Here is a 21,107-nt window from a genome sequence, read left to right as displayed (position 1 = left end):
AGAAAGAGGTGTTACCCATGTTCACAAGCGTAAGTGAGTCGGAGCAAAAAGAGTTACAAGATGTTATTAGTAAATTAATTTCTACCAACTTTCTTGTGAAAGAGTTGGATCGTGCCTCGTATTATTTAGCGAGTCGTCACAAGGAGAAATTAGAAGAGTTTTTTCAGTTTTTAGGGTGGGATTTTGTTATTGATGATAGGCATGAAACAATATTTGTATCTTCTCACAAGGGGAGCCATCGAAAAAGGCTCAGTCGGGAAGAAAGTATATGGATGCTAGTTCTTAGAATTATTTATCAGGAAAAAAGAGAAGGGCTTTCATTGTCAGAGTTTCCGGTCACAACATTATATGAAATAAGGGCAAAATATGAGACCTTTCGCTTACCAAGCTTCACAAAATCAAAAGTAAGTGATTATATACGTTTATGCACTAGCTATCAATTGTTGGACCCGATAGACTCAAACTGGCATTCAGATGATTGTAGATTTCGCATGTTTCATAGCTGGTTACATATGATTGATGCAGAATCCATTCAACAATTAAATCAAAAGATATTGCGTTATGAAGTGGGAACTGGAGAGGAGGATGAAAATGAAATGGATGAAGAAACTGAAACTGATTAATTGGCATTATTTTAAAGATGAAGAGATTCCGTTTGGGCATCAAACGATGATAACAGGTAGAAATGCTGCAGGAAAATCAACAATTATTGATGCCTTACAAGTCTTATTTATTGCAAACTTGAAAATGATACGCTTTAATTCCTCTGCCCACGATGATGCAAGACGCTCCCTAATTAGTTATTTAAGAGGGAAGATAGGGAGTGACGATCAAAGGTATGTCCGAGAAGGTGATTTTACCACTTATCTGATGGCAGAATTCTTTGATGAGAAGAAATTAGATTATTTTGTTGTCGGTGTTGTTATCGATGTTTATAGAGATGATTCAACTGATCACGAGTATTTTATAATTAATAATTGTAAGTTGAAAGATGTCGAGTATTTAAAAGAAACAGGCCAATTAAAAAACCGAGATGAATTTCATCGCTATGTAAACAGTTTGAAACATCGTTCAGTGTTGGAGAGGACGAAAGATGGTTATCAGAAAGCTTTATTAAATAGAATGGGGCAAGTAAACCATCGTTTTTTCTCTTCTTTTTCAAAAGCATTATCTTTTAAACCAATACATAATGTAAGAGATTTTGTTTATGACTACATTCTAGACAAGAAAGAATTACAGCTGGACATTATGAAAGAGAACTTTGAGGTTCATCAAAAATATAGGCGTGAATTAGATGATTTACGAAATAGACAGACCAGATTAATTAAAATTAAAAGCCTTTTTGAGCAATATAAGAAATTATTAGATACCGTTGAGCAACAGGAATATGTAATCAGGAGATTAACGGTCGCTAAGCAACAAGAAGAACATGAAATATTAGAAAATAAAAAACAACAATTAGATAACAGGATTACGGAGTTAACAAATCAGAAGAACATTACTTCAAATCAACATAATGAGGCAAAAGGCAAAAAAGTAGTAGCTTTTCAAAAATGGCAAAATAACCAGGGAAAAAAGAGAGAAGAAGAGTTACATAAAGATATTGATAAAACGTTAAAAGAGATAGATATTTACAAACAAGAGTTAGTAAGGCTAATAAACGATTTGCATCAGGAAAGAAACATGATTAACAGGTTAACCAACATACCGGATAATGAATACTGGAAGTGGCAGGCAGGAGAGCAAATCAGTCTGAAAGAAGGTTTGCTACTAATAGAATCATTTTCTAATGCGTTAGAGTCATCGACGGTTACAGCAGCACCATTAAAACTGCAAAAGTTAAATCAACTTGGTGAAGAATTATCAAAACTTTATAACCGCTTTATTATTGCAAAAAGTGATACAGATAAGAAAATAGAAGAATTGAAAGCGAAACGGGTCGGGTTAGTAAATGAGGTAAGAAATTTAGAAAATAAGAAAAGAACGTATCCTGCATCTATTAGTAAGTTAAAAGAATTGTTAGTGCGCCAATTGAATGGAAAATCAAAGGTTTGGATACTTTGTGAGGAGATGGAAGTTTTAAATGAAGAATGGCGTAATGCCGTTGAGGGTTATTTACATACCCAGAAGTTTGATTTATTAGTAGAACCGGATTATTTTGAAGAAGCTTTATCTATTTATGAAGCTGAAAAGTTGAATCACAAGATAGAGGGTGTCGGTTTAGTAAATACGCAAAAAGAGAGTAAATACCTTGGCTCTTTGAGGCAAGGATCTCTTGCGGAAGAGCTAGAAACAGTAAATCCTGTGATTCAAGCTCGTATTGAACACTTGTTAGGGAGAGTAATGAAATCTAACTCTGAAAAAGAGTTAAGCCAGCATCAGGCAGCTATAACGAGTAGCTGTATGCTATATCAAAACCTAGTAGCGAGACAAATTAAGAAAGAAAGATATCAAATACCTTTTATAGGCTCTAAAGCTATACCAAGGCAGATAGAACTTAAGAAAGAAGAACTTTATAAAACGGAGCAAGATATTGAAAAATTAGTACAACTGAAAAGTCTATATGAAGATTGGGAATCGCAGCTAATTGAAAAACGTAGCTATTATACTCAGCTGGGAAAAGACATTGAATTACCGAACACTATAAAATCATTAGAAGAAAATCTAGAAAAGTTTAAAAAAGAATTGTCTCAACTAGACCTTAGTGGAATAAAAAAGTTAAAGGAAGATTATTTTTATTGGAAGGATCGGGAGGAGAATTTAGAAGAGAAAGTTAGAGATCTTATTGGCGAGATCAAAGAAAGAAAAGTAAGGTTTAATTCTTTAGAAGATTTGTTAAATCAATCTAAGAGCAACATGGAAGAGTACGAGCAACAAGTAGTTCAATGGCAGAATGAGAACTCAGAAGAAATGTATTGGGTGGCTTTAGAACGTTTAAAAGAAGCCGATAAACAAGACTTACCGTTGGATAAGAAAATAGAAAACTGGGTTAATAACCAAAAAGGTAATCGTACTCAAGCGGATAATAGGTTAAATAAAGATATCAGAAACGAGAGACATGATTATAATGTTAAGCATAATTTTAATGGAGAAGAAGAAGCTCCGCACAATGAAGAGTATCAAATGCTTTTAGAGCAAATCGATATTGACATTGATTCCTATCAAGAAAAGCTAACTGAAGCCCTTAAGCAATCTGAAGAAGAGTTTAAATCGCACTTTATCTATAAAATGAAAGAAGCAATTGAAGGTGCAAAAAGGCAATTTCAACAACTCAATGATGCACTTAAAAGATTTCCTTTTCATCAAGAAAGTTATCAATTTGAATTTAAACCAAGTGAGAAATATAAAAGGTTCTATGAAATTATCACGGATCCTCAAGTTGTAGAAAAAGGCTCTTTATTTGATATACCAGATGATTCAAAAGATCAGTCTTTACATGAACTGTTTGAGATATTAATTAAAGGCGAGGCTGGAGATCAGGAAGAATTCTCTGATTATCGTCGTTACTTAGACTTCGACATCATAATTACTACTACAAATAGTAGAATTAGGTTTTCACAAGTGCTTAAAGAAAAGTCTGGTGGGGAAACACAGACACCATTTTATATAGCGATCTTATCTTCATTTAACCAGCTATATAGCTCCGATAAAACTATGCGCTTGGTTGTTTTTGATGAAGCGTTTAATAAAATGGATGAAGAAAGAATACAAACAAGCTTACGTTTAATTAAAAATATGAACTTTCAATTAATAGCTGCCGTACCGGATGAAAAGCTTTCAAACATGGCAACAGAAGTATCAACGGTGATCGTAGTACATAGAGAAGGCTATGAATGCTTTACGGATATGATAGATAGAGAGGTGAGTGATAGTGAAGGAATTGAACAAGGAACAAGAGAAAATCAAGGAGTACAAGAGCAAGCTTCTCTCTTTGCTTCTGAAGAAGTATGAAGCAAGTAAGGCGTTTAAAACAGGAGAAGTAAGTATGCAGCGACCGCAGATCGCGATAAAGAAACTGAGTAATGCACTTTCTAAAGATTACTTTGATGAGATGAATTATCGGAAAAGAGAGTGGATTCACCAAGCACTCGTGGAACTCCAAGAGCATGAAATTATTGAAGTCAAATGGCCCAAATATAAAGAGGGCGAAGAGATAGACAAAGTATATCTTAACTATGAAGCTATAGATTATGCATATGAAATTGCTGGAATTACTCCTAAAGGACAGAAGTTGAAAGATATCCAATCAATCCTTAGCCCATTATCAGAGCATCCTTGGGAATGGGTAAGGAATTTCCGGGATTACTATAATGAAGCTTTATTGAAGAATCAAACAGCAGGTTTGGAATTTGATAATCCAAAAGGTTATCAGGATTTAGTCAAAACTCTTCTTTTTCTTCCGACAATGGATGAGGGGACGATGAAAAGAGTGCTTAGTCATCAATTGTTTAATGATACTAAGTATATAGAAAAACATGTACAGAGTAGATTAATTTCTATATATAAACGTTTTGGTAACATAAAGCTGGATACTGATATCGAATACCTGGACTCAATAGGTATTGTGGAAAACCCTCAAATAACTTTAGTTTCAGGTCCTTTGATATTTAGTAGTAAAAGTTCAAGTGTAGATGTTGCTGAATTACCAGGCGGAATTGGACTTTCATTTGAAACTATTAAAGAGTTAGAAATCAAAAATATAAATGCAAAGGCAATCATCTTTATTGAAAACTTAACTGCTTATCATGAATTTTTAAATGGGAAAATAGTAGAAGATACTTTAAGTTTTAGTAATTTTAAAAACTCTGATCATATACTAACCATTTATACAGGTGGGTATCCTCATCATGCTTTACGTAAGTTACTATATAAACTTAAGGGTTTTATACAACAATCAAACAATTCTGTTGAGGTCTATCACTGGGGAGACATAGATTACGGTGGTATATTAATATTTGAACATCTGCGTAGAAATTATTTCTCAAATATAAAGCCTTTATTTATGGACGAGTACATATATAATAAATACCTTAAATATGGCATGCAGTTTTCACCTGAGTACGCCAATAAACTAACAGCACTGCTAAATGATGATAGTTATGATTTATGGCATACGTTAATCGAAGCTTTGTTAAGAAATAAGATACGGTTAGAACAAGAAGGCTTAGTAATTAATATGAATATAAAATAAGTATGAAATAGAAGCTCATCACCTTGAACCGGTGGTGGGCCTTTTTGTTTGCTTATTTCTAAATACATCTATCACCCATAATATCTATTTTTACAAAAACATCATTATATAAAGATGAAAAATAGTAATTAGATACACTATATAGAGTTTCATTAATAGATATAATTCTATATATAGTTTTTTATCTAACTAGTATCATAGGGTCCTTTTTTTAGATGAAATAGCCGAATTCACGAAAAAGACACTCGACATGTTAAGACAACCTCTTGAAAGCGGAAAGGTAACAATCAGCCGCGCGCATTCAACCGTTAGCTACCCCGCTCAATTTATTTTGATAGGTGCGATGAATCCATGTCCCTGTGGCTTCCTTCATTCGTTGACCCACTATTGCACCTGCACTCCAAAACAAATTATCGCCTACCAAAATTGACTCTCAGGTCCAATTCGTAACCGCTTTGACATTCACTTATCCCTAAAACCAGTAGATCTGCAAGCAGAACAGGAAAACGAAAAAGAAAGTTCCAATGAATTTCGAAAACGAGTAACAGCAGCAAGACAAAGGCAGTACGCTCGATATGGTGAACAAATCTGCAATGGCAGATTCTCATACGACAGATTAACAAAAAGCAATTTTGTATCAAACAGCCAGCATCAAATGATTCGCCAGCTGTCCTTAAAGAACCATTTAAGCAACCGGGCACAGATAAAAATTTTAAGGCTGGCTCGGACCATTGCTGACCTCCAGCAGGTTAAGGCGATTTCTGATGCTCATATTTAGGAGGCTGTGAAGCTCCAGAAGAGAGGGGAGGAGAATGTACATAGAATGAAAGTGATGAAGGGATAAGGCATTTTGTCATAAATCTAGAAGTGCTTTATTTATAGACGTTCGCCGGGACGATGTACCTGTCCCTCCGTCCCACTATCATTTTAAATACAACACATCCGGCCATCTATTTGAGGATCGATTTAAAAGTGAGAATGTCGAAACAGTGGAATATCTCCTCACCGTCGTTCGCTACATTCATCAAAACCCTCTAAAAGCTAGAATGGTAAGGACTGTGGAAGAATGGGGGTGGAGTAGCTGTCGACAGTATTATCAATTAACTTCGATTGCGCGTTTGGTAAATTGTGATTTGATATTGAACATGTTTGGAGAAGACAGAACGACGGCTATTGAGCGGTTTAAGGAGTTTAACGAGACAGTAAACGATGATCGCTGTTTAGAGGATGTAGATACTGATAGGAGAAGGTTGACTGATGATGAAGCGAGAGTTGTGATTAAAGGATTACTTGGAAAAGTGGAAATCGCACAGGTGAAGAGTTTACCGAAAGAGAATAGGGATCATATTTTACGGAAGGTGAAGGGTATTGAGGGAGTTTCGCAAAGGCAGGTGGCTAGGATATTGGGGGTTTCGCAGACTTTGATTTATAGGGCTTGAATGATTAAGCGCATGTTTATATAAGGTGAGTGGTAATGGTTGAGAATTTGTTCCTTACCTATTTTTTTGTATAGAGTGAATCACGAGAACTGTCCCGGTGATTCTTAAGTAGTGGTGCAAAAGAATTATTAAAAAGTAATATTATGTTTATATTATCCATATTAAAGATAATTTTAGTATATAATAGTAATAGGTTTTGTAATAAATCGTGACTTAAGGGGGATTAATAGTGGGGTTAAGCTGCTATATTCATGAAGATCAATCATCCATCGGGACTTGTGTAGGCTGTGGCAAATTTATTTGTCAGGAGTGTAACACAGAAGTAAAGCGCAAAAATTACTGTAAAACTTGTATTGGTGAAATCATGTCAGAAAATCAAAGTAAGATTGAAAGACTAGAAGAAAGTAAAAATAATTCAAACCCTATGGTCTTTATGAATGCTGGAGGCGGAGGAGGAGCTTCGAGTTCTGCAGCTAGTTCAAGCGGGTCAGTCGAAAGAGATCAACCGATCTTCTCAAAAAATCGAATTGCAGCAGGCGTGTTAGCTATTTTACTTGGTTCAATTGGCGCACATAAGTTTTATCTTGGTAGATGGGGTTGGGGAATTATATATCTATTGTTCTCATGGACCTGGATTCCGACAATTGTTGGCATTATCGAAGGAGTTATCTATCTCTTCTCTAGTGATGAGTCATTTGCCGCAAAGCATGATCGCAACTTCTTCAGACGAGCGGCTTGACGTTGAAAAGCCTACAACGCTCTTAATTCTTATAACTTTATTCGTGTACCTAAATCGAGGTTATAGTTATCAGCATTAGTACCATGCTGAAAGTCCAGATGGACGGACCAAATATATCTCAGTCATCAGAGAAGAATTAAATGGGGATGAATAGAGATGAATGGAGATGTTCTATAATGTCATTATTTATTTTTGCTATTAGTATGTTAGGAATTCTGATTGTAGGTGTTATCACTATTGTAGGATTAGTGAAGCGAAATGGAAAAGGAAAAAGAAATGGGCTTATTTTATTAGCGTTAGCTATTGTATTTATATTTAGTGTAACGGTGCCAGGTGGGGGACAAACAGAAACCGCTTCATCAGAGCCAACAAAAGAAGTAGATGCCGAAGAGAAGAAAATTGCTGATGAAGAGGCGAAAGCTAAAGAAGAAGAGGAGGCAAAGAAGGTAGAAGAAGCAGAGAAGAAAGCTGAAGAAGAAAAGCTAGCAGCTGATGAAAAGAAGAAAGCGGAAGAAGAAGCCAAAGCTTCTGAAGAGAAAGCTAAGAAAGAAGAGGAAGAAAAAGTAAAGAAGGAAGCTGAAGAAGCAGCGAAAAAAGATGCCGAAGAAAAGGCTAAAAAAGAGGCTGAACAAGAGGCTAAGAAAAAGGCTGAAAAGAAATCAGAAAAACCAAGTCCTACATTGGCACAACAGAATGCAATTGGGTCAGCAGAATCATACTTATCCGTTATGGCATTTTCGAAAACCGGCTTGATTAAGCAATTAGAATTCGACGGATACAGTAATGCCGAAGCTGCTTTCGCAGTGGAAAACATTACTGTCGATTGGAACGCCCAAGCGGTGGAAGCGGGGCGAACATATCTTGATGTCATGTCATTTTCAAGAAGTGGCCTGATCGATCAACTCGTATTTGACGGGTTTACCCAAGAGCAGGCAACTCAAGCTGTAGATGAAATCGGGCTTTAATCACGGGGGACGGTTCCCGTGATTCTTTTTTGTTTTAAAGCAAGAAACACAATTGTGAAAGAACAGTTGAGCTAACCAATTTGTTAAGTAATTTAACTGTTTTTATACAAGAAAAATGAATCAGTAGAACTGCTACAAATATCACCTAGAATTTAGCAGTTGTCAGGAAATAAGTTCTAATAACTTCCGATAATTAAAATTAATACATAGAATTACTCCTCTGGGGCTGTACTAGTTGATTCCGGGTTTTAGAATGACTAGTTAATTGAGTTGTTTCCATTTGATTCTTCCATCGTTTTCCGTATTCTACTAATATTTTCTATCAATACAGCGAAACCCATTATTAGAGCAGAAAGAAAAATCCCCCCAACTATTGAAGCTACACCTAGTAGCCAACCGTGAGGATCCAAGGCAATGATTAACGTAATTGCTAGAACGAACCCTCCGAAAAACGATATCCAACCAAACGTACGGAGAGCTTCTACATTTGTACCTGATTCCATTAACAAACCTCCTATATGAATTTTTGTCCCTACAACGCATCTTATTTTGACTACTAAGTTAATAGAACACTTGCAGAGTGATTTTTCTATGAATAGCGTGGATGGTCCGAGACTGGTGAAAAAGTCTAATTTTTTTTAAGAAGTGTTTTAATGAAAGAAAAACGAGCCCTTAGAATTGCTTATAAGGCTCGTTTGCAATACGGAGAGATATTTTAGTATCCCCTAAATAGCTTGTTTTTTGTGAAGTGATTACTTTTTCACTGATCTCGAACCGTCCCGGTGATTCACTATGAACCAATATGGCAGAGTTGATTTGGATAAAGAAAGGTAACAAAGAGGGAATCTTACAATTTTTAGGTTTGAATTTTTTTAATAGGGTACTTAATTAGTGGGGTATGTAATTATTTGTAAAAATCGTTTGGAGTATATAAAAAAGGATCAAGATTCACTTTTTCTAGTAAAATAGAATCGTTTAATAGATCAGCTAATTAGTTCAAATAGACTATTTTCAATTAATTGGCAACCAGGTCACTCAGTCACATTAATCTCATTTATACTCTATTAAGAAAGAAACAAATACAAATACGAAATAGGAAGAACTGAAAAAGGAGCTACTTATGATTAAAAAACGTTTCTTACTGACTGGCATCCTTTGTAGTGCATTATTTTTAGGAGGTTGTTCTACTTTGACTAATTCGAACGATGAGACGGGAAAAGAAAATGAACAAAAAGCTGATAAAAAGACTGAAGAAGAAATGATAGAGGACAAATATTTTGTATCAGTTCAAGATTATACAGGGGAAGAATATACGCTTGATAACGGTGAAGAGACAGATAAAATAGCTGAAGAAAACCGAGATGAAGTGGAGAGAGCAATAAAGAAGTACTTCAAGGAAGAGTACAAAACAGAGGTTAAGGTACATAACATTGTAGGAGCAATAGATGGTGCCACTGTATTTGTAGAATCAGTTGGCAAGCCACAATTTTATTCCTATGCGATTATTCCAATAGATAAAGATAAAAGAGAAGTAGATACTGAAGGTGTTTGGTCGCAAGAAGGCCAGATTGAAACATCGATCGTTAGTGGTTTGTATGCATGGATTTATGAAAACGAGTTTAAAGAACTTGATAAGTTTGTTGAGAAACTTCCAGAAGAATATCCTATTGTTGGCATAAGAAAAGAAGTGAATGAGAATGTCGGAGGAGGTTATTATACAACTCCTTATTATAATGTCACTATATTTGGAGGTCGTATCAAAGAGTTACTCCCAGAATATCTGGAAAACCCTAATAAGGGAATTGAAGAATGGAGAAAGATGGTGAATAATTCTCAGCTTGATCCTTCGATGATTTCAATTTCGATTGAGATGTATATGAACGAAAAAGATGTTGAACCTGACAAATCTGCTTTTAATGAAATTGTAGACAAATTAACTGAAAAAGAAGGTTTGCCTGCTGGTAAGTATAGTTTTTACCTTCATGATAATCAAATTAATAAAACAAACGGACAGAATAATAAAGAAAATTCTCTTGAAAAGGCTGCGCCTCATTATCTTGTAAATGATTAATGAAATATTAGAGCTCTTTGCAAAATTGCTCAACAGTACAATTAGAAGCATCTATTCACCGTCTGATGGAGGCAGTCAAAAAGAAGTTAGAAGCAATCATCGGTTTTGGACTAAAAGAGAGTCATTCCTCTGAAAATATGAAGTGAACTTAAGGAGTAAGCAGACTCCTACACCGAATTGAAAGAACTGAAAAAAGGAGCTTGTATGACTAAAAAGAGATTACTATTTCCTGGCCTCCTTTGGGGCCTATTGCTTTTGGCAGGATGTTCTGCGTTAACTCATTCAGTTGATGAGTTAGAAAAGAACACACAATACGAGGAGACTAACTCGAGTGAAGATCACTATTATAAACCTGTTCAGACATATACTGGAGAAGAATATTCTCTTCCGAATGGTGATCAAACCGATCAAATTGCTATGGAGCATCAAGAAGAAATACGTGATGCCGTGAAAGCTTTTTTTAAAGAGACTTATCATACAGAGGTTAAGGTACATCACATTGTTGGAGCGGCAGGTGGAGCATCTGTTTCGGTAGAGTCAATCGGTGAACCGCATTTTTACTCGTACGCCATTATTCCTATCAACAAAAAAAACAAAGAAATAGACCCTACAGGAGTATGGTCGCAAGAAGGACAAGTTGAAACTGCAATCGTCAGTGGCTTATATGCGTGGATTAATGAAGAAAAATTCAATAAGTTGGATGAGTACATAGAGAAAAAAGTGAAGAAACATCCTATTGTCGGAATTGATGAAGAAGCTCTTCAAAACGGTGTGGGAAATTATCATACCACTTCTTATTACAAAGTCGTGATTTATGGTGGGGTTGTGGAAGAAAAGCTTCTAGGTGCGTATATGGATCAGCCTGACCGATCTAAAGAAGAGTGGGCTGATAGATTAGCAGGTGAGAATGTCGATCCGTCGATGATAGGAACTCTCATACAATTGTATATGGAAGAGCCGAAGATTGATCCAAGCAAAGAAATATTTGATGAAATCGTTAAGGATCTGTCTGATATGGAAGGATTAGCTGCAGGGCAATATGGTTTTATTCTACATGACAATACAATCGATAAATACAGTGGGGAAAATATAAAGGACAATAGTTTAGAACGAACTTATCCTGATGAGATTATTAAAAGATAACCGAAACTTGGAAATGATAAAAAGAAAACCTTCTTAAGATATTGCTTATCAATCAAAACAACAACATAACCAATAAAGAAGGTTTTCTAGACTTAAGTACCTATTAAAAAATGCTTTCAATTGTTCCACTATAAGGATCTACATAATACCAGCCCCATGTTGCTGTGTGAGCTGCTTCCGTACCTTCATCCACTAGTTCATAGACATGGATGACGTACCGTTCGCCTTCATCATGGTCATGCTCCACGATTAATTCGGGATGATCCGCAATGTTTTCATGTTCAATCACCGCTTCAATAGCTTCTTCGGGCGACATTTTGTTACTTTCTCTTTCCTTGCGATCTTTTTCACTTTCAAATTCTGGACCGGTATACATGACATAGGCATAGGCGGGCTGATCACTTGGTTCTACCTTAAAATAGTTTTTAGAACCTTCAATATAATAATAGTTTCCATCGCCTTCTGTCGTTTGGTTAGACAATTGACTGAACCAACCAGTCGATTTAACTCCTGAACTCACTTCAAATATGATCGATTTAACACTGTTATTGTAGTAGCCAATATATAATGGCCCATACTCCGTCACGTGATCATGTGACTGCATTTCATCCCGGTCAGACCCTTCATACGTCGGGGTTCCAAGTTTGTTCTTTACTTGTTCTAACGTCATGCCTAATGTAATTCCTTCAACTGAAAATTGACCATTTACAACTTCAACACCGCTTGGGTTGATGCTAACAGGATTTTGAACTTTTTCTTTTTGTTCTTCTTTAGCAGGTGGATCTTGGGAAGTGGTTTTTTGCTTAGTGGAAGAAGGCTTAGACTCTGTCGTATCAGAAGTCGCCTCTTTCTTGTCTTGATCCTCTTCTTTATCATGATCAATTAGAATAGAATGGTTCTCTTCTTTATAAAATTGGTCATAGATTTTCTGATAAGTGCCATCTTCTCTTGCTTTAAGCAATTTTTCATTTAACAATTTTAATAATTTCTCGTCTTCACCTTTGACGAGATAGACCCAATAGCCCTGTTCTTTGTCATCATAGTAATAGGAATAAGTCATTTCAAAGCTAACATCACTATCAGAGTACTTCTCTTCGTCTGGCACTCCTGTCATCACATTGATGACATTGTCCTCAAGTGCTGATTGAGAATCCTTGAGGCTTCCCATTTCCTTTGATTCGATTTCTACTTCACCGTCTTTAAATACTGCTTTTAACAGCGCAGTTCCAAATTTGTCATTATTGTCAGTTACAATTTTTTCTGTTTTCTTTGGTTGTTGTTTGGTAGAAGGATCTGCTTCGGTTTCTTCATTAAATGCACAACCTGAAATTAACAAACAGAAGGTTAATATGGATAAAAACCTTGGCAACTCATAACTCCCTTTCCTTTTGAATTGGTTAGTAGTTCTATAGTAACATGATAAACTGGTAAATATATCAAAACATAGAATTTTAGCTGTAGAACGAACTAGAAAAAGCTAATCCAATTAATAGTTTTAAAAGTTATCAAATCTGTCTAGACAACGCGGTGTTCTAAATCAAATCGCTCGCTAATCAAACGTTTGTTTAATGAAAAAATCGAAGGGGCTTTATAAATGATGATTCGTAAAAATAATGAATTAAGCAATTCTTTAAAAGAAATCTTCAAATATGCAGATGGTGTTCACGTCCTAAATCCTGGAGTGAATCTCAATCATATAATAGAAGTTGAAAAGGAATTAGCTATTACTTTTCCAAAGATCTATAAGGATTTTTTACAAGTTTGCAATGGTGGGGAACTATTTATTCCTGGTTCCATTTTGTCAGATTTGTATCACCCTGACCTTGGTGTAATGAAAAAGGGCACGTAATACATTAACGAATCACTCAGTGATAGGTTAAACGGAACAGTGCTGCATCAGAGAGTAATAAAGCCTATCCCTGGAACATCTATTCATTAAAAGTTTGATTAACTTTTACCTAGAGTAAAGTTTTAGTGATCTTTTTTGAGCAATTGTCTTCAGGTTTAGAGTTATCGTCAAACTTGCTTGTAAAATGACAATAAAAACAGGTATGCTTCTCCGGATTGAGAAGCAAACCCTGTTTTATTCTTTGGTGAACGTTCAAAATTGGGATTTGCTTCTTTGGTTTTTGTTTTGTATAAGTAAGTGAATCTACAGAACCCTTCCACTGATTCAAAAAGGAGCTACTTATGACGAAAAAACGATTCTTACTTACTGGTATTCTTTGCAGTGCATTATTATTAGGAGGTTGTTCTGCATTACCTAATTCAAATGATGAGACCGGAAAAGAGAAGGAACCAAAAAGAGATAAAAAGACTGAAGAAGAACGAATAGAAGATAAATATTTTATGTCAGTTCAAGATTATACAGGGAAAGAATATACGCTTGATAACGGTGAAGAGACAGATAAAATAGCTGAAGAAAACCGAGATGAAGTGGAGAGCGCAATAAAGAAGTACTTCAAGGAGGAGTACAAAACAGAGGTTAAGGTACATAACATTGTGGGAGTAATTGATGGTGCCACTGTATTTGTTGAATCAGTTGGTAAGCCACATTTTTATTCTTATGCAATTATTCCAATAGATAAAGATAAAAAAGTGGTAGATTCTGAAGGTGTTTGGTCGCAGGAAGGACAGATTGATGGAGCTATTATAAGTGGATTATATGCTTGGATTTACGAAGATAAATTTAAGAAGCTTGATCAGTATTTAGAAGAAAAGGTGAAAGAGTTTCCTGTAACAGTTATCTCTAAAGAAGCTAACGAAAATGGCGTTGGTAATTATCATACAACTCCTTACTACTCAGTTGCTATATATGGTGGCGTTATGGAAGAGAAACTTTTAAAAGCATATATGGATAACCCTCAACGTCCAAGAGAAGAATGGGTAGAAATGCTAGATGGAGAAACACTCAACCCTGCGTTCATAGGGATCCTGATTCAACTGTATATGGAGGAACCAGAGGTTGAACCCAACAATGAAATTTTCGATCAAATTGTGAGTGACTTATCGGAGATGGATGAACTACCGATTGGAAAGTATAGTTTTTTACTGCATGATAATACGGTCGATAAGACAAATGGGCAAAACAACAAGGAAAATACTTTAGATAGAGCTGCTCCAAATTATATTATTAAGGAATAATGTCTTAATATTCTTTGAAAAGGTGGACCTTAGCTGCAAAATCTTACTTAAGACTCCAGATTCCCACTTCTCAGTAGATAAAAACGGGGAAGTGTGGCACTAACTTATTATTTAGACGAGAAACCTTTCTCTCTGTAATCGGGAGTGAATAGGAGACCGATCGAGAGGGGGATTGGTTTCCTAATTTTTGTATAGCACGTGGGGAAATTGTGGATTTGGATTTGGCAATAAGGGTATTTAATAAAATAACATGTAATTATTTGTAAAATAGATTTTTGATGTACAAAAAAGGAAAGAAGAACCATTTTTCTAGTGAAGTAGAATCATTTAAAAGAGAGATTAATTGGTTCTAATGGATTATTTTCAATTAATTGGGAATCAGGTCGCTCTGCCTCATGAATCTCATTTATAATCAATTAAGGGAAGAAACAAATACAAATATGAACTAGGAAGAACTGAAAAGGAGCTACTTATGACGAAAAAACGACTCTTACTTACTGGCATCCTTTGTAGTGCATTATTATTAGGAGGTTGTTCTGCTTTGACTAATTCAAATGATGAGACGGAAAAAGAAAAAGAACAAAAAACAGATAAAAAAACTGAAGAAGAACGAATAGAAGATAAATATTTTGTATCGGTTCAAGATTATACAGGGGAAGGTTATACGCTTGATAACGGTGAGGAGACAGATAGAATAGCTGAAGAAAATCGAGATGAAGTAGAGAGAGCGATAAAGAAGTATTTCAAGGATGAGTATAAAACAGAGGTTAAAGTACATAACATTGTAGGAGCTATCGATGGTGCCACTGTATTTGTAGAATCAGTTGGCAACCCGCATTTTTATTCTTATGCGATTATTCCAATAGATAAAGATAAAAAAGAGGTAGATTCAGAAGGTGTTTGGTCGCAGGAAGGTCAGGTTGAGACGGCGATCGTTAGTGGTTTATATGCTTGGATATATGAAACAGAGTTTAAAGAACTTAATAAGTTTCTTGAAAATATAGCTGAAGAGTATCCTGTAATAGGTATTAATGAAGAGGCAAATGAGAATGTAAGGGGAAGTTACTTTTTAACACCTTATTATAAAGTTACTGTATACGGCGGATTATTTAAAGATTTACTTCCTGATTATATTCAACATCCTAATTGGAGTAGAGACGATTGGCAACGATTGTTGGATAGTAAATCGTTAGATGCTTCAATGACATCAATAACAATACAGATGTATATGGAGAAACCAGATGTAGATCCAGATAAAAAAGTTTTTGAAGAAATTGTTAATAAAATTACTGAAAAAGATAACATTCCAGCAGGTAACTATAGCTTTATACTTCATGATAATACGATTGATAAAACAAGCGCTCAAAATAATAAGCAAAACTCTCTAAAAAAGGGTGCACCTAATTATATTGTAAAAGAATAAATGAAAAAAATTCAAAATGCACTATTATTGGAGTGATTTAAATGCCTTCTCTACACATTGATGTAAGTGATCAAGATTTAGTGGAATTGTCTGGATTTCATGCATATCGTAAACCTGAAATTGATGATACTATTTCAGTTAACGGAAATTCTTATTTGGTACTGGACCGAATAGATAATAAGTTTACTGGTTTAAATGCTTTCACTGTTCAAACTGTTATTGAAGGACAAGAGGCTCCTGAATACGCAGTAATTTATGTAGGTACAAACCCTAAGGATATGAATGATGTGTTTACTGACCTCCAATTAATAGGTGTAAATGTTCCTGAACAATTACAAGGAGCGAATCAATATTTTGAGGAGATGGAGAAGCAGTTCGGCGATATCTCTTACGTAGCTGGAAACTCCCTCGGAGGTGCACTTGCAAACTCAATCGCAGTACAAAATCAAGATGTTAAAAGTGTAACTTTGAACCCAGCCATTTTACCTGGTGAACTAATCCCTTCTTCAAACTTAAACGTAAATAGCACCAATTACTTTATGGAATACGACCCGTTGACAAACGGAGAGGAAGCTTTGGATCTTGGTGATCGTATCCCCGGGAAAGTTTATCGGATTGGAGGGGGGACGCCGACAGGATCTCTTCTTTTAGGTGCTAACCATACAGGTTACCTAGAAGGTGATATGAAAGATCAACAAGTAGAAGTTGGTACCAAGGGCGATGTCGGTTACGGGTTTATTCGCGTTGGTGCTGATGAACACATTGTCACGAGTATTTGGACAGGAGAATCTCTTCACGGCGGGAATACAAGTCGAATCGAATTGAATGCAGATACGATCAATACGCTCTATCAAGGAATCTATGATTTGGTTGGAAATCGTCTATCCCTTTCTTCCGAATACATTGGGAATTCCGTGAGTATCGTCGAGGACGAGAGAGCTAAATTTGAAGAACGTGTAACAAATTTAAAAGAAACGTTCTCTACGTTTGTGGAGGATCTAACTTCGTCCCCTGTCTTAAAAAGTATTACCGCAACCGGTTACCTTATCCAGTTTGAACTGGATAGTATGAGAACGATGTTAACGATGGCCGAGGAACGTTTTAGAAGCTTGAATGCGTTCCTAAATTCCCCCCCAGCAGAAATTGCTGAACACCTTCTTAATATGGATGTGAGTGTGGAAAGCATTTTTGGAGAAATTCGCAATAAAATTAATGAGATCGAAAGTTCATTTGAAGATCTTATACAGCATGTCACTTACATAAGAGAAGAGAAACTACCTGAATTATTTGAGGGCGGAACCGATTTTATTTATGATGCTGTGGTTGGGGAATTAGCCTCTCATTATGACATCATTAACCAAAATAACGGTTTATTGTCACAGCAAATCATGAGTTTTGGAACAAGTGTCTCAGAAACGGCAGCTTCCCTTTTCGATCGAGAATTATCTTTAGCGGATTCCATTAAGTCTAAAGTGAATCAAGTTCAAGATATAGGGAAAATATCAAAAGTAGAAAAATCACGTTTGCTGGACTCTCACTATTTACCAAATGGCCTCTCGATTAAAGAAAAGGTATTAGAAGAAGGAACGGAGACATTTATCCAAGCGATTTGGCAGTTAATTATTCCGCCTCTATCAGCGATTAAAAGTGTCCTTTCTTTATTCGGGAATTCATTGACTCTATTGATTCAAACAATCCGATTCATTAACGTCCAAGCTACCTCTTCTTTGCCAGCAAAATTAGTAGGTTTGTTTAGTAACTTTGATGAGCAAATTAATGAGCTCATTTCCATCACGCTCACGCCATTAAAGCAACTACAAAATATGGTGGAAGGACTTGAAGAAGGTACTCAGCAATTGTTAACCAATTTCCCAGATCTGATCGATCGCTTCAAGCCTTATATTGATACAGCACTGTTTAACATTAGTAAATATCAAGATGTTCGCTTGTACAATTTAAGTTCGAACACAATCTTAGAGGAAATGATTCTATTATTCTCAGATATCATCAACCAGCTTTCACATCAAAAAGCAGTATCTGTGGAAGCCCTTGTCGAAGAGTCAGAACAAGTGGTAGAGAATCTTAAATTGTTTCATTCACAGGTTGAGAGAGGGACGATTTTTTAACAGGGGGCAAAGCTAGGGAATCGGCGGGACGGTTCTCATGATTCATTCAGAAATTTTAGATAGTAGATAATAAATTACTGGTGGATAGGTGGAAAATCGCCTTTGATTTTTTTAACCTCAAAGAAAAACCAGATGATCTAATCAGTAGATTAGATCATCTGGTTTATTTAAATTTTGTGTGAAAATGAATCAGTAGAACCGTCCCGGTGATTCCCCTAAAGAGATTGGTACTGATTTTTGGTCTGGCTTTCAAGAGCGTGGGGAAAAGAAAATGGATTCTCTTTACGACTTCGGGAATTACCTCACATCTGGATTGTTCGACGGCGTAAGAGGTGCTGTTAGTGCAATGGACGAACGATCTGATAAAGCTATGGCTTCACCTTATGATTTTGTAAACTACTTGACGAGTGGCGGAGCGGATCTTGTGAAAGGTGCAGTAAATCCTGAAGACGATTTTTCTAAAGAGCATTGGTTGAGTAGTTTTGGGCTGGCTTCGATGGTTGCTGGGGCTAAGGTGAGTGTACCTACTAAACGTTCTGAGGTTCCGTCTAATTCTATTTTGAAGAAACAACCTAGTTTTACGCAAAAAAGTATAGGTTTAGAGTATAGGATTAAGCTATCAGGTTGGAAGTATAGTCCAACGGAATATTTGCATGATAAGTATAGCAGAATTATAGGTACTCCAAAGTACTTTAATCAACCTAGTAAAGGTTTGGGAGGGGAACTTGGATTAGCTCCTAATGTATTGAATGATCCAATTGTTAGGGTTCAAAAACAATTAGATAGTAAGCATTTAATAAATGAAGGTGAAATTGATTTCAATAATAAAGAAATCGGCGAGGTAAATAACAAGATTAATGAAAATGATATGCGGCAAGAAGATCTAAATAACAATATAAGTACAGATGTACAAGATCATATTGGATTCATACTAGGGAAATACGAGATGGACTTTGAGAAATTCAATACCTTAAGAGTAAAAAATGCAACCGAATTGAGTAAAGAAGAAGTTAAAGTATTAAAGGAGGCACGCGAGGCGATTCCCGCTATAACCTCCGAAACTCTTATTCAAAAAACAATCCCTGCAACAGATATAGAAAAGTACTTATCAGGTGACTACGCTGAAATTGGTGGTTATGTTGCCAAATTCAATGATGTAAAACATATAAAAAATTATAACGAAGTAGTGGAATCTTTTCGTCTAGATTATACTAGTTGGAATGGTATAAGGCCATTTCCTGAGGACGGTCAAGTATATGGGAAGATAAAATTCACTTCCAATAATGTAGAGAATATAAAGATTCCTTATGGTGAAAGATTTGGTGGAGATAATACTGATGGTCCACCTTGTACCCTAAATGGGTTTACAGGATCTAGAAACAATGAAATCGTTCCAGAATGGCAGTTTAATGATAGGTATTTACCTGAAGATGGGGCCACACTCCATCGTGTAGATGGTGGAATTGAAGAGTTGGTAGCTATTTTTGATGCAGATTTAAAGGTATTTGTGCCTGTAAAGTAAAGGAGGAGTAAGAGATGGAGAAAGGTGTATACGCTAGATATAACCAAAATGTATATAGCGTTAGTAAAAATGATTTAAATTATATTAGAATGGTTAGCAAAAATAAAAGTGATCTGAATAATGGATTTGTGGAAAAAACCTATCCAAATAATATTAAAGATATTAAGAATCTTCCCGAAATTTATATTAAAGAAGTAAAAAGATCTGAGGTTGAACAGTTATTTAAATTAGATTATAAGGCAAAGTATAATGGACATATTTTTAATGTTGTTTTTCCAAAAGATCAAACAAAAGTAAAACTCGGAACTACAGATGCAGAGCTTGCAAAAGAAAATGATTTTGAACGAACAGATAAATATTATTATGAGAAGTTAGTGGATGTACAAGATGTGAAACTAATTGAGCTAAAGCAGGAACTTTAATCATTATGAGTAACGTCTAGACGGTTGTTTCGAAAGTTAAAAATGATGTCCTCCAGAGTAAGTGAAAAAACAGGTCGATGTGTGTTCTAATACGTAGCACGCCTGTTTTTTCTGTATATTAAAGCAAGTGTATCATTAGAACTCTCCTTGATTTCCTTATTTAATCAAACGTTTAATTAACTTGCTTTTATTAAATATTTGCTGGGACAAGGTACCTTTCCCTTTGTCCCGAGAATGGATAAAAGAAATTAGAGAGGTTCCTAGTAAGTAGGAGGATATAATGGCAAAGAAAAAGCAGTTAATTGAACAAGTCAAAGTTGTGTTAAATCATCTTGAAAATAATTACTCTAATAAAATTAATAGTGGTGCACTACAACTTATTTATAAAAGATATAATGATGCACTAGAAATATTAGAGAATGATAAAAATATCAAAGATATTAATATAGTTGGTGGTATTAGGGCATATTTGGATAGCTATAGCGACTATGAAAATCCGTTATTAGGAGAAATGCATAAAGCCGAAAAACTATATCAAAATTTATAAAAGTAATTGTGTAAACAAAATAGGAATTACGGGGACGGTTTGAGAGCAGTGAAAATATATAAAAACACCAAGTGAACCATTTAGCGATTTAGTGTTTCAGGTGTTATATAGGGACAAATGGACAAGGTTCCACGTTCCAGAGGGAATTGCGGTGTAAGTATAGAAACGATACAGAAATGCTTCCGTAATTGTAGAAAGTTTATGATCAGATTATGTCTGCAGTGTTGTTTATTAAATATTTACTGGCACAAGATACTTGTCCGTTTGTCCCCCCAAAAAACAGTTGAGAGCATCTTTCTAATGATGTGCTTAACTGGTTTTTTTTTGAGTTTTTTACAAGAAAAGAAAACAGCAATCCCGTCGTGCTATTTCCTG

Annotated in this window: 18 protein-coding genes and 1 pseudogene; 17 read left to right on the top strand and 2 right to left on the bottom strand. The window is 35.5% G+C overall.

All coding sequences use genetic code 11. The features are described from left to right. Positions 1-17: 17 nt before the first annotated feature. The 8 genes and pseudogenes from Q4550_RS18320 (at position 18) to Q4550_RS18285 (ending at position 8,334) form a co-directional block, all read left to right on the top strand. Complete coding sequence (locus Q4550_RS18320; protein WP_303535127.1) at positions 18-623, top strand: DUF4194 domain-containing protein; 606 nt, start codon at positions 18-20, stop codon at positions 621-623. Continuing rightward, on the top strand, positions 592-3,951 hold the full coding sequence (locus Q4550_RS18315; RefSeq protein ID WP_303535125.1) for an ATP-binding protein: 3,360 nt from the start codon (positions 592-594) through the stop codon (positions 3,949-3,951). Before Q4550_RS18320 ends, Q4550_RS18315 begins: the two co-directional genes overlap by 32 nt. Continuing rightward, positions 3,872-5,191: a Wadjet anti-phage system protein JetD domain-containing protein gene (locus Q4550_RS18310; RefSeq protein WP_303535124.1), complete on the top strand. Its 1,320-nt coding sequence runs from the start codon at positions 3,872-3,874 to the stop codon at positions 5,189-5,191. Before Q4550_RS18315 ends, Q4550_RS18310 begins: the two co-directional genes overlap by 80 nt. A gap of 211 nt (positions 5,192-5,402) precedes the next feature. Further along, a pseudogene (locus Q4550_RS18305) lies at positions 5,403-5,621 on the top strand (ATP-binding protein); the annotation flags it as partial. A 12-nt stretch (positions 5,622-5,633) separates the two neighbouring features. Next, positions 5,634-5,969: a magnesium chelatase subunit ChlI family protein gene (locus Q4550_RS18300; protein ID WP_308809531.1), complete on the top strand. Its 336-nt coding sequence runs from the start codon at positions 5,634-5,636 to the stop codon at positions 5,967-5,969. 211 nt (positions 5,970-6,180) lie between these two features. Next, positions 6,181-6,630 (top strand): helix-turn-helix domain-containing protein, encoded by a 450-nt coding sequence (locus tag Q4550_RS18295; RefSeq protein WP_303535123.1) that lies wholly within the window; start codon positions 6,181-6,183, stop codon positions 6,628-6,630. Between the two features lie 229 nt (positions 6,631-6,859). Then, positions 6,860-7,369, top strand: coding sequence for a TM2 domain-containing protein (locus tag Q4550_RS18290; RefSeq protein ID WP_303535121.1), 510 nt, complete (start codon positions 6,860-6,862; stop codon positions 7,367-7,369). A 176-nt stretch (positions 7,370-7,545) separates the two neighbouring features. Next, a complete protein-coding gene (locus Q4550_RS18285) occupies positions 7,546-8,334 on the top strand; it encodes an Ltp family lipoprotein (protein WP_303535119.1) in 789 nt (262 codons plus the stop codon). Between the two features lie 257 nt (positions 8,335-8,591). Here the strand turns inward: Q4550_RS18285 and Q4550_RS18280 are convergent, their stop codons facing one another. Next, positions 8,592-8,837: a carbohydrate kinase family protein gene (locus Q4550_RS18280; protein ID WP_303535117.1), complete on the bottom strand. Its 246-nt coding sequence runs from the start codon at positions 8,835-8,837 to the stop codon at positions 8,592-8,594. Between the two features lie 617 nt (positions 8,838-9,454). Here Q4550_RS18280 and Q4550_RS18275 point away from each other — a divergent pair. Together Q4550_RS18275 and Q4550_RS18270 are read left to right on the top strand one after the other, a co-directional pair. Further along, positions 9,455-10,405 carry a DUF1672 family protein gene (locus Q4550_RS18275; protein ID WP_303535115.1) on the top strand — a complete coding sequence of 317 codons (951 nt, stop codon included), beginning with the start codon at positions 9,455-9,457 and terminating at the stop codon, positions 10,403-10,405. A 204-nt stretch (positions 10,406-10,609) separates the two neighbouring features. Then, a complete protein-coding gene (locus Q4550_RS18270) occupies positions 10,610-11,548 on the top strand; it encodes a DUF1672 family protein (protein ID WP_303535113.1) in 939 nt (312 codons plus the stop codon). Positions 11,549-11,651: 103 nt separating this feature from the next. Here Q4550_RS18270 and Q4550_RS18265 read toward each other — a convergent pair whose 3' ends face one another. Next, positions 11,652-12,917, bottom strand: a complete 1,266-nt coding sequence (locus Q4550_RS18265; protein WP_303535111.1) for a hypothetical protein — start codon at positions 12,915-12,917, stop codon at positions 11,652-11,654. Positions 12,918-13,142: 225 nt separating this feature from the next. Here Q4550_RS18265 and Q4550_RS18260 point away from each other — a divergent pair, with 225 nt between their 5' ends. From Q4550_RS18260 to Q4550_RS18230, 7 genes are all read left to right on the top strand, one after another. Then, a complete protein-coding gene (locus Q4550_RS18260; protein WP_303535110.1) occupies positions 13,143-13,397 on the top strand; it encodes an SMI1/KNR4 family protein in 255 nt (84 codons plus the stop codon). A gap of 341 nt (positions 13,398-13,738) precedes the next feature. Further along, positions 13,739-14,692: a DUF1672 family protein gene (locus Q4550_RS18255; RefSeq protein WP_303535108.1), complete on the top strand. Its 954-nt coding sequence runs from the start codon at positions 13,739-13,741 to the stop codon at positions 14,690-14,692. Positions 14,693-15,164: 472 nt separating this feature from the next. After that, positions 15,165-16,115, top strand: coding sequence for a DUF1672 family protein (locus tag Q4550_RS18250; protein WP_303535106.1), 951 nt, complete (start codon positions 15,165-15,167; stop codon positions 16,113-16,115). A 41-nt stretch (positions 16,116-16,156) separates the two neighbouring features. Next, positions 16,157-18,241 carry an SA1320 family protein gene (locus Q4550_RS18245; protein ID WP_303535104.1) on the top strand — a complete coding sequence of 695 codons (2,085 nt, stop codon included), beginning with the start codon at positions 16,157-16,159 and terminating at the stop codon, positions 18,239-18,241. Positions 18,242-18,587: 346 nt separating this feature from the next. Then, positions 18,588-19,763 carry a hypothetical protein gene (locus Q4550_RS18240; RefSeq protein WP_303535102.1) on the top strand — a complete coding sequence of 392 codons (1,176 nt, stop codon included), beginning with the start codon at positions 18,588-18,590 and terminating at the stop codon, positions 19,761-19,763. 14 nt (positions 19,764-19,777) lie between these two features. Beyond that, the gene (locus Q4550_RS18235; protein ID WP_303535101.1) at positions 19,778-20,185 is read left to right on the top strand and encodes a hypothetical protein; all 408 of its coding nucleotides are present in this window, start codon (positions 19,778-19,780) and stop codon (positions 20,183-20,185) included. Positions 20,186-20,465: 280 nt separating this feature from the next. Next, positions 20,466-20,732 carry a hypothetical protein gene (locus Q4550_RS18230; RefSeq protein WP_303535100.1) on the top strand — a complete coding sequence of 89 codons (267 nt, stop codon included), beginning with the start codon at positions 20,466-20,468 and terminating at the stop codon, positions 20,730-20,732. The last annotated feature ends 375 nt before the right edge of the window (positions 20,733-21,107 follow it).

The sequence above is a fragment of the Anaerobacillus sp. 1_MG-2023 genome, assembly GCF_030547345.1.
Taxonomy (GTDB): domain Bacteria; phylum Bacillota; class Bacilli; order Bacillales; family Guptibacillaceae; genus Guptibacillus; species Guptibacillus hwajinpoensis_B.
Note: the sequence above shows the minus strand (reverse complement) of the source record. Positions and strands in the feature narration are given on the sequence as shown.